This window comes from Wenzhouxiangella sp. YN1 (assembly GCF_056324145.1).
Map to the genome: position 1 here is coordinate 19,789 of NZ_JBJNIO010000131.1, position 9,242 is coordinate 29,030.

General features: G+C 65.2%; 6 protein-coding genes. 1 reads left to right on the forward strand and 5 read right to left on the reverse strand.

The window, feature by feature from the left end:
• Nucleotides 1-20 precede the first annotated feature (20 nt).
• From ACEWQZ_RS05775 to ACEWQZ_RS05795, 5 genes are all read right to left on the reverse strand, one after another.
• Nucleotides 21-941, reverse strand: a complete 921-nt coding sequence (locus ACEWQZ_RS05775) for a DnaJ C-terminal domain-containing protein (RefSeq protein WP_476482123.1) — start codon at nt 939-941, stop codon at nt 21-23.
• A gap of 374 nt (nt 942-1,315) precedes the next feature.
• A complete protein-coding gene (locus ACEWQZ_RS05780; protein WP_476482124.1) occupies nt 1,316-3,970 on the reverse strand; it encodes a serine/threonine-protein kinase in 2,655 nt (884 codons plus the stop codon).
• Nucleotides 3,967-4,548: an ECF-type sigma factor gene (locus ACEWQZ_RS05785; protein WP_476482125.1), complete on the reverse strand. Its 582-nt coding sequence runs from the start codon at nt 4,546-4,548 to the stop codon at nt 3,967-3,969. The genes ACEWQZ_RS05780 and ACEWQZ_RS05785 overlap by 4 nt, the downstream gene beginning before the upstream one ends.
• 605 nt (nt 4,549-5,153) lie before the next feature.
• Nucleotides 5,154-5,630: an N-acetyltransferase family protein gene (locus ACEWQZ_RS05790; RefSeq protein WP_476482126.1), complete on the reverse strand. Its 477-nt coding sequence runs from the start codon at nt 5,628-5,630 to the stop codon at nt 5,154-5,156.
• 361 nt (nt 5,631-5,991) lie between these two features.
• A complete protein-coding gene (locus ACEWQZ_RS05795; protein WP_476482127.1) occupies nt 5,992-8,070 on the reverse strand; it encodes a putative bifunctional diguanylate cyclase/phosphodiesterase in 2,079 nt (692 codons plus the stop codon).
• 698 nt (nt 8,071-8,768) lie between these two features.
• Here ACEWQZ_RS05795 and ACEWQZ_RS05800 point away from each other — a divergent pair.
• A complete protein-coding gene (locus tag ACEWQZ_RS05800; protein WP_476482128.1) occupies nt 8,769-8,981 on the forward strand; it encodes an addiction module protein in 213 nt (70 codons plus the stop codon).
• Nucleotides 8,982-9,242 lie beyond the last annotated feature (261 nt).

Sequence of the window (9,242 nt, forward strand, 5' to 3'; positions counted from 1 at the left end):
TCGCCGACGGACGATTTCGGTTACATGTTGGCGCGAACATTGACGCCGCTTTCCTCGGCCAGCTCTTCGTAGAGCTGACGTTCACGGGCGCTTTGCGGTCTGGGCACGGTGATTCTGAGGTTGACGATCTGGTCGCCGGCGGGTTTGCCGGGCAGGCCGCGGCCTTTCAGGCGCAGGCGCTGACCACCAGATGATCCGGCCGGGATGTTCATGGTGACCTTGCCGCCAAGCGTGGGCACGTGTACCTCTGCACCCAGCGCAGCCTCCCAGGGCGCAATCGGCAGGTCGATCAGTACGTTGCGCCCGTCAAGCTCAAACAGCCGGTGCGGCGCGATCTTGACCTCCATAAGCAGATCGCCGGCCGCGCCGCCGCCAATGCCCGGCTCACCCTGGCCGGCCAGCCGAATCCTGCGCCCGGGCGTGACGCCGGCGGGAATGTTGACCTCCAGGCTCTGGCGTTCGCCGCCGCGATCGAGGGTGATGCGGCGCTTGCCGCCCTCGTAGGCGGCCTGCAGATCGATCTCGATGGTGGCGCTGATATCCCGCCCCCGGCCACGCGCCGAACGCCGCCCGCGGCCGGCCCGGGCACCGCCCATTCCGCCGCCGAACAAGGTCTCGAAGAAATCGCTGAAGTCGCCAAAGCCACCGAAGCCCTGGCCGGCCTGCTGTGCTCCGCCGCCACCGCTCCACCCCGGCGGTGGCCTGAAGTCCTGACCACCGCGCCAGCCGCCGGCACGCAGCTGGTCATACTGCTTGCGCTTTTCGGGGTCCTTGAGCGCTTCGTAGGCCTCACCAATTTCCTTGAAGCGTTCTTCCGATCCGGTTTCCTGGTTGCGGTCGGGATGGTACTGGCGCGCAAGCTTGCGATACGCCCGCCGAATGTCATCGGCGGACGCCTCTGGCTTGACGCCCAGCGTCTTGTAATAGTCCTTGAATTGCATGTGTTGAGGGCCTTGAGTTCTCTTTCCATTGAATGAGGGTGGCGCGCGGAAACTCAAGTTGACGCCGACGGGCAAGCGCCACACTTCGCAGAAACGATCTCCGGATCCCGATGGCGCCGGGCTCGGAACAAACCGCGGTCTGGAAACCGCCCCTGCGGGAGAGAGTCCGGGCAGCTTGTCCTGTAGGAGCGATCTCCAGATCGCGAAAGCGCCGGGCTTGGAAAAAACCGCGGTCTGGAAACTGCTCCTGCGGGAGAGAGTCCGGGCAGCTTGTCCTGTAGGAGCGATCTCCAGATCGCGAAAGCGCCGGGCTTGGAAACAATCGCGGTCCGGAAACCGCTCCTGCGGTCAGGGTGCGGGGCCGTCGGGGTGCTTCAGCGTTCGAACCAGGTCACGGCGGGGTGTTCGGGGTTCATCTCGCGGGTCAGGCGGGTGATCAGGCGGCGGGTGGTCTCGCTTTCATGAGCACCCCCGGATTCAGCGGCGGCGATCAGGGCGCGGGCCTCGGTGATGCGCCAGCCGCCAAGGCCCAGCGCCACGCGCAGCTGCAGACACTGCTGCGCATGGCCAAGCGCGTCGGGTTGACGATTCTCCTCCAGCGCCCGCCGCGCGCGCTCGCAGGCAATCTCTGAAAGCACCGAGCGGGCAGCGTTGCCCACGGCTTCGGCATCATCGGCCAGCGCTTCCAGGGCGCCCGGCTCAAAACTCTCGCCGAGGCGCCGCTGCACCTGCACCACCGCCAGCCGCAGGCGCAGGCTGTAGGGGTGGCTCTCGCCGAGCAGGCGCAGCATGATCTCGCGCGAGCGCTGATAATGCGCCAGCGCCGTCGTCAAGTCGCCGCGGGCCTCGGCCAGCTCACCCTGTCCCAGCAGCGCGGCGGCAAAGTCGGGCGTGTCGCTGCCGATGTAGCGCGCAAACACCTCGGTGGCGCGCTCGAGCTGGGTTTCAGCCTCGTCGAGCGCGCCGCGCACGACCAGCAGGCGACCCAGGTTCAGGCGCGCGGCGGCCATGGCCCCCGACGGCCCGTACTGTTCTTCGCGCACAGCCACCACCCGCCGCAGCCGCTGCTCGGCTTCGTCGTTGCGGCCCAGGCGCTTGAAAACGGTTGCCAGATTGGCCGTTACCGATAGGGCGTCGCTGGACTCCCCGCGATCGAGCGCCAGCCACAGCGCTTCGGCCGCTTCCAGATGGCGAACGGCTGCTTTCAGCTCACCGCCAATCAGCAGCGTGGTCGCCAGGTTGTTTTCAGCACGGGCCATCAGCGGACGCGGGCCGGCGGAGACTTCCAGCGCCAGTTCGCGCGCGCGCTCGAGATCGGCCAGCGCCCCATCCCACTGCCCCAGATCGCGCCGGATACGCCCGCGAACCTGCAGCGCGTCGGACATGCGGGCCGGATGCGTTCCCGGAATCGATTCAAGAATCGCCAGGCCATGGTCGGCGTCCACCAGCGCTTCCTGCATCCGCCCGCGACGGTGATGCACCTGCGCCATGTCAAGCAGCGCGATGGAGCGCAGCAGGGGATTTTCAGCGCCCTCGTCGCTTTCGGCAAAGTCGGCCAGCAGCGGCTCGGCGGCGGCATAGTCGTTGAGCGCGATCATGATCTCGCCGAGCACGGCGTTGACCTGCTGGCGCAAGTCGGGATCCCCGGCCAGCCACTCGCCGGCGACCCCGGCGGTGCGGTCGAGCAGCTCGCGCGCAGTCATGCTTTCGGTGTCGGTGGACAGGCTGCCCACCTCGCGAAAAAGCAGCGTGAGATGCTCGCGCAGCGCGTTGGAACGGCGCGCCTCGGCCTGGGCCAGGTCGCGCTCCACCTGGGCCACGCGCGCCTGCCAGACTACTGCCGACACGCCCCCCACCAGCGAGACCAGCACCAGCAGGCCGAGCGTGGCGCCCACGGCATGGCGGCGCGTCCACAACGCCGCGCGCTCTAACATGCGCGGCCGGCGCGCATGAATGGGCAGCTCGTCTTCCAGCCGGCGAACATCCAGCGCCAGCGCGTTGACGGTAGCATAGCGAAGCGCCGGGTCAGCGTGCGTGGCGCGCGCGATGATGGCGTCCAGATCGCGTCGACGGCGGAACGTGCGCCAGCGCTGTCTGGGCTGTGGGCCGGCATCCGATCGCGACGATTGTGACGCTGGCGACGCATCTCCATAGACCAGCCAGCGCAGCAGTGCACCCAGGCCATGGATATCGGCCGCCGTCGACACCGGCTGGCCTTCAAGCACTTCCGGCGCGGCAAAGCCGGGCGTCATCGCCGCCGGCAGGTTGTAGTGCATGTCGCGGTCCAGCAGGCGGGCAACACCGAAGTCGAGCAGGCAAACGCGGCCGGGCGCGGTCAACATCAGGTTGGCCGGCTTGATGTCACCGTGCACGATCAGCTCGCGATGCGCTGCGGTCACCGCATCGCAGGCTTCGCGGAAAATGCGCAGTACCGTGGTCGGGTCCGGCCCGACCTTTGCGTACCAGGCATCAAGCGTGTCGCCGTCGACCCAGTCCATCACCAGATAGGGCCGGCCATCGTCGGTCACGCCGCCGTCAAGCAACCGGGCAATGCCGGGGTGATTGAGCCGCGCCAGCGTCTGGCGCTCGAAGGTGAGCAGGCGCGCCAGGTCGTCGCTGTGGCTGCGAATCAGTTTGACGGCCACCTGCATGTCGAAAGCCCCATCGGCGCGCTCGGCCCGATAGACATCCCCCATGCCGCCGGCACCCACCGGCTCGATCAACCGCCAGGGGCCCAGGCGCGTACCCGGCTCGAACTCCGGCTTTCCGGGACCGTCCAGGCGCGCGTCCAGGGCATCGCCAACCAGAGAATAAGCGGACTGATCGAGCAGCCCGCCGGGCTCGGTGCTGGCGGCCAGCAGGCGCTCCAGCCAGGCGCCCACGCGCGGGGCGCGCTGAACAATGCGGGCCAGTTCGGCGGCGCGCTGCTGGCGGGGACAGTCAAGCAGCTCGTCGAGCAGAGTATCCACCAGGCGGCGGCGCGCCGGGGTCAAGCGGCCAAACGGCTTGCGATCGGGCCTTGTGGTCACTGATTGTTCATTTCCACCAGCAGCCAGGCGCGGGCGCGCTCCCAGTCGCGCTGTACCGTGCGCACGGAAATATCGAGCATTTCGGCGATCTCATCGGCGGTATGCCCACCGAAAAACCGCGCAATGACCACCTCGGCCAGGCGCGGATTGGCCTCTTCAAGACGCGCCAGCGCCTCGTCGATCATGAGCACGGTTTCCTCACTGCCGGTCACGCCGCCGGCGAGCTCTTCGTTCAGGCTCAGCGGCGCTTGCCCGGCCCCGCGTTTGGCCGCCAGCTTGCTGCGGGCGTGGTCGACAATCAGCTGGCGAATGGCCAGCGACGACAGGCGCTTGAGATGCACCCGGTTGCGAATGTTCTGGCTGGCGCTGTTGCGCAGCTTCAGAAAGGCTTCATGAATCAGCTCGGTGGTCTGCAGCGTGGGCGTGGACCCGAAACGCGCCTGCTGACAGCGGGCCACCTCGCGCAGATCGTCGTAAATGAGCGGCAGAATGCGGTCGAGCGTCTCGGGCTGCTCACGCAGCTCGGAGAGCAGCCGGGTCACCTCCCCTTCAGAAATGACGTCCTGTGAAGTTGGCACAAAAGCCACCGGAATTCCGTTTAATCAGGGATGTCGAGTTTGCCACAGTCTGACTGAATGCAGGCTTAAAGAAAAATCAAACGGCGCTGCCGGCGTGTTTCATGGGAGCGATCTCCAGGTCGCGAAGACGCCGTCTCGGGCCAGAACATCGCGATCTGGAGATCGCTCCCACACCGAACGATGCGCATGAGCCTGTAGGAGCGATCTCCAGATCGCGATAAGCACAGGGCGGTGGCGCATGAGCCTGTAGGAGCGATCTCCAGATCGCGATAAGCACAGGGCGGTGGCGCATGAGCCTGTAGGAGCGATCTCCAGATCGCGATAAGCACAGGGCGGTGGCGCATGAGTCTGTAGGAGCGATCTCCAGATCGCGAGAAGCACGGGACGATGGCGCATGAGTCTGTAGGAGCGATCTCCAGATCGCGATAAGCACAGGGCGGTGTCGCATGAGCCTGTAGGAGCGATCTCCAGATCGCGATAAGCACGGGGCGGTGGCGCATGAGCCTGTAGGAGCGATCTCCAGATCGCGATAAGCCCGCCAACCGGCAGTGCAATTTACGACAAAGCACCACCAATTACATCAGCTGCCAGACCGGCCAACCCGGCTACAGCTTCTTCAACGCCTGTTCATCCAGCCGAAACACCGTCCAGCCTGTCATCGGCCTGGCACCCAGGCTGCGATAGAAATCAATCGCCGGCTGATTCCAGTCGAGCACGCTCCACTCCATGCGCCCGTAATTACGCTGGCGCGCAATGCCGGCCAGGTGCAGCAGCAAGGCCTTGCCAATACCCTTGCCGCGTTCGGACTCGCGCACGTAGATGTCTTCAAGATAAAGCCCGGGGCGCCCGACAAAAGTGGAAAAGTTGCGGAAGAAAAGCGCAAAGCCGGCAGCCTGACCATTCCACTCCGCAATGACCGCCTCGGCTACCGCGCCGTCGCCGAACAGTGATTCAGCCAGATCTTCGGCAGTTGCCTCGACCTCATGGGCCAGCTGTTCGTATTCGGCCAGCTCGCGAATAAGATCGAGCAGCAATGGCTCATCACCCGGACGAGCGGCGCGCAGTTCGAGAGGTTCGGACATGATCAGCGGTTTCCTGCATTTCCCGGCAAAGGATATTACGCGAAAAGAATCGCGATCTGGAGATCGCTCCCACACCGAACGATGGCGCATGAATCTGTAGGAGCGATCTCCAGATCGCGATAAGCACGGGGCGGTGGCGCATGAGTCTGTAGGAGCGATCTCCAGATCGCGATAAGCACGGGGCGGTGGCGCATGAATTTGTAGGAGCGATCTCCAGATCGCGATGCGGGCCTCTCTCGAAACCCACGCGGCCTATCAGCCTTGCCTGATGGCGCCGCCTGTAGTCTCTTCACCAGCAGGCCAACCGCAGCCTCCGGCTCGGGAGCCGGGGCAACGAGACCGACGCGCTGCCCGGAAGCCGTCACTCAACCAGATCCGGCTTGCCGTAGTACCAGCCCTGCGCATAATCGCAGCCCACGGCGCGCACGAACTCTGCCTCGCCGGCAGTCTCGACGCCTTCGGCGGTGACTTCCATGCCCAGATCATGGGCCAGGTTGGTCACCGCGCGCACGATGGCGGCGCTGGCCTTGTCGTCTTCGACATGACGCACGAAAGTGCGGTCGATCTTGAGATGCTGTACCGGCAAACGACGCAGGTAGCCCAGCGATGAAAACCCGGTGCCGAAATCATCAATGGTCACGCTGATACCCGCCTCGCGCAGCCGGCTGATCTGCTTGAACGCCTCGGTGCTGTCGCGCATGAAGGCACGCTCGGTGATCTCGACTTCGATGCGCTCGGGCCCCAGGCCGGCATCCTGGCCCATGGCCAGCAAGCGCGCGCAGAAGTCGGGGTCCTGCAGCTGATCAGGGGCGACATTGAGCGCGACATTGATCCCCGCCCTGGCGGCAACCGCCTGCATGGCACGCCGGTACACCTGCTCGCCCAGGGCCGCTACCAGCCCGCGCTTTTCGGCCAGGGCCACAAAGCGGTCGGGCGCAAGCCAGCCGTCCTCCCAGTGATACCAGCGCGCCAGCGCCTCCACCGCCACGGGCCGGCCGTCGGCCAGGGCAACAATCGGCTGCAAAGACACCTGAATCTGCTCGCGCTCGATGGCGCTGCGCAGCTCGGTCTCCAGATAACGCCGGGCGCGGGCGGCTTCGGTCAGCTCGCGGGTGTAGCGTGCCCAGCGCCCCGGCCCCTGCGATTTGGCCTTGTACACAGCCGCGTCGGCGTGGCGCGTCATGTCCTCGGCAGAATCGGCATCGTCGGGATACAGGCTGATGCCGATGGAAATGGTCATCCGCACCTGGCGCTGGTCCAGCCGCATCGGTGCGGCCATCGTGCGGCAGATTTCCTCACTCAGGGCCTCGGCACGGCGGGCGGCGTCGCGCCCGCGCAGTACCACCATGAACTCATCGCCGCCAACGCGCCCGAGCAGGCCTTCGCCGGTCACCAGCGAATCGAGCCGCTGGGCCACCTCTTTCAACAGCCGGTCGCCGGCGGTGTGGCTCCAGGCGTCGTTGATGTCGTTGAAACTGTCCAGATCCAGATACAGCACCGCCAGACCCTCACGCGCCGAGCCGGCCAGCCTCAGCTCGTCACGCAGGGTCGACTGCAGATGGGCGCGGTTGGCCAGCCCGGTCAGATCGTCATAGTAGGCCAGCCGAGTCAGTTTGCGCTCGAGCTGACGACGATGCGTCACCAGGCGGGCAAAGCCGTGCCACATGACGCTGCCGTCGGCCAGCCGCTCGGGGCCGGAGTCCACCTCTACCCACTCCAGATTCTGATCATTGCGGGGTCGACCAATCGGATACATGCGGAAATGCTCGAAAAACGGCTCCAGCATCTCGGCGCTGTGCGTGATCGACTGCATTACCCGATCGGCGTCGTCGTCATGAATGCGCTGAAACAGCGGCGCCGCGTCTTCCGCTACGGCGTCATAGTCAGTGCCGAACACCTGCTGGAACTTGCTGCTGGCATACGGCAGCCACAGCCGGCCGGTATCGGCGTCGAGCTGCAGCTGATAAACCGCGCCGGGCACGTGGCTGGCCAGCCGCTCCAACTGAATGCGCTGGCGCGCATGATCCGCCTCCACCGCCTTCAGCCGCGAGACATCCACCGCAACGCCGGCAATCATCTGCTCGCCCTCAAGCTCTATCCGACGGCTCTGGAAATGATGCGGCGGGCTGGCGCCGCGCGCGGTCAGCACCGACACATCGGTTGCGGAATAACCCTCGATCAGACACTTTTCCAGCGCCAGCTCCACCGTTTCCTGATCGGCTTGCGCAAAAAAGTCCAGCGCCGACATGCGCCGGATTCGCGCGGCGCTGTAGCCGGTCAGACTCTGCAGCCGAGGATTCCACAGCCGCAGGCGTCTGCAGGTGTCAACCAGATAAAAAATGCCCGGAATGACATCCAGCAGCAATGCCGACAGCTCGCGTTCATCCACAACCTCCCCGGCGGCCCGGTCCGGGCCGAACGGCTCCATGCCTGTTGTCATCCCCTGCTGGTTCCTGTGTTCCCTGTGCCGCTCGCCCCACGCGCAGCAGCCACAAAGCCACCTTGCGCCCTCGAATGCCACCCGGTCAACGCCGCCGACAATAGCAGATCGTGACAAGCATCACAAAACAAGCCATGCGCAGAGCCGGGACCTTGCACTCGAAGGTGCCGGTAGCGGGAAGACCCCGGATCGAGTCCGGGGATACGGGTGCTGGCAGCACAGCGCCAAGCCACCCCCGAAATCCCGGCCACAGAGCCGGGACCTCCCATCCGAAGGCGCCAGCAGCGAGAAGACCCCGGATCGAGTCCGGGGATGCGGGTGCTGGCGGCAAGGCCCTCACACACCCTCCGAAATCCCGGCCACAGCGCCGGGACCTCCCATCCGAAGGCGCCAGCAGCGAGAAGACCCCGGATCGAGTCCGGGGATACGGGTGCTGGCGGCAAGGCCCTCACACACCCTCCGAAATCCCGGCCACAGCGCCGGGACCTCCCATCCGAAGACGCCAGCATCGGGAAGACCCCGGATCGGAGTCCGGGGGTACGTGCGCTGGTGGCGACGCATTCAGCCCAACTCGTAATCCCGGCCAAGCGAAGCGCAGAGCCGGGATCTCCCAACTCAGACCGATCTTCGGACTGCAAAGGCCCCGGGTTATGTTCCGGGGAGCAATTTCGGATAAAATCCGGCTACAGGAGATGGCCATGAACACATCGACATTACTTGACCTGTCAGTGGAAGAGCGCCTCCAACTGGTTGAACAGCTCTGGGACAGTATCGCGGCTGACCAGAGCGCGCTGGCCCTTTCGGACGCCCAGCGGCAAGAGCTGGATCGTCGCCTGGACATTTACGAACTGGACCATGATCCGGGCCGCCGGGCAGAAGACGTTGTAGCAGGCATTCGCAAGCGTTTATGAGCCCCGGGCTTCATGTCCGCTTCGAAGCAGAGCAGGATCTTGAAGCTGCAGCAGCCTGGTACGCAGAGCAGAGGCTTGGGTTGGGGCAGGATTTCCTTGATGAAATCCTTCGGTCCTTTCAGCCCAGCTTATTCATCAGACTGCCTCTTTCACGCTGAGTCAAGCCGGCTTTGATGGATTTTGGTCACCCAGCTTGCAGGTTCGGCTCGATGGTGGGTCTGGATGGCATTGATTCGCCAGGATTTGGCATTTTTGAGGCTT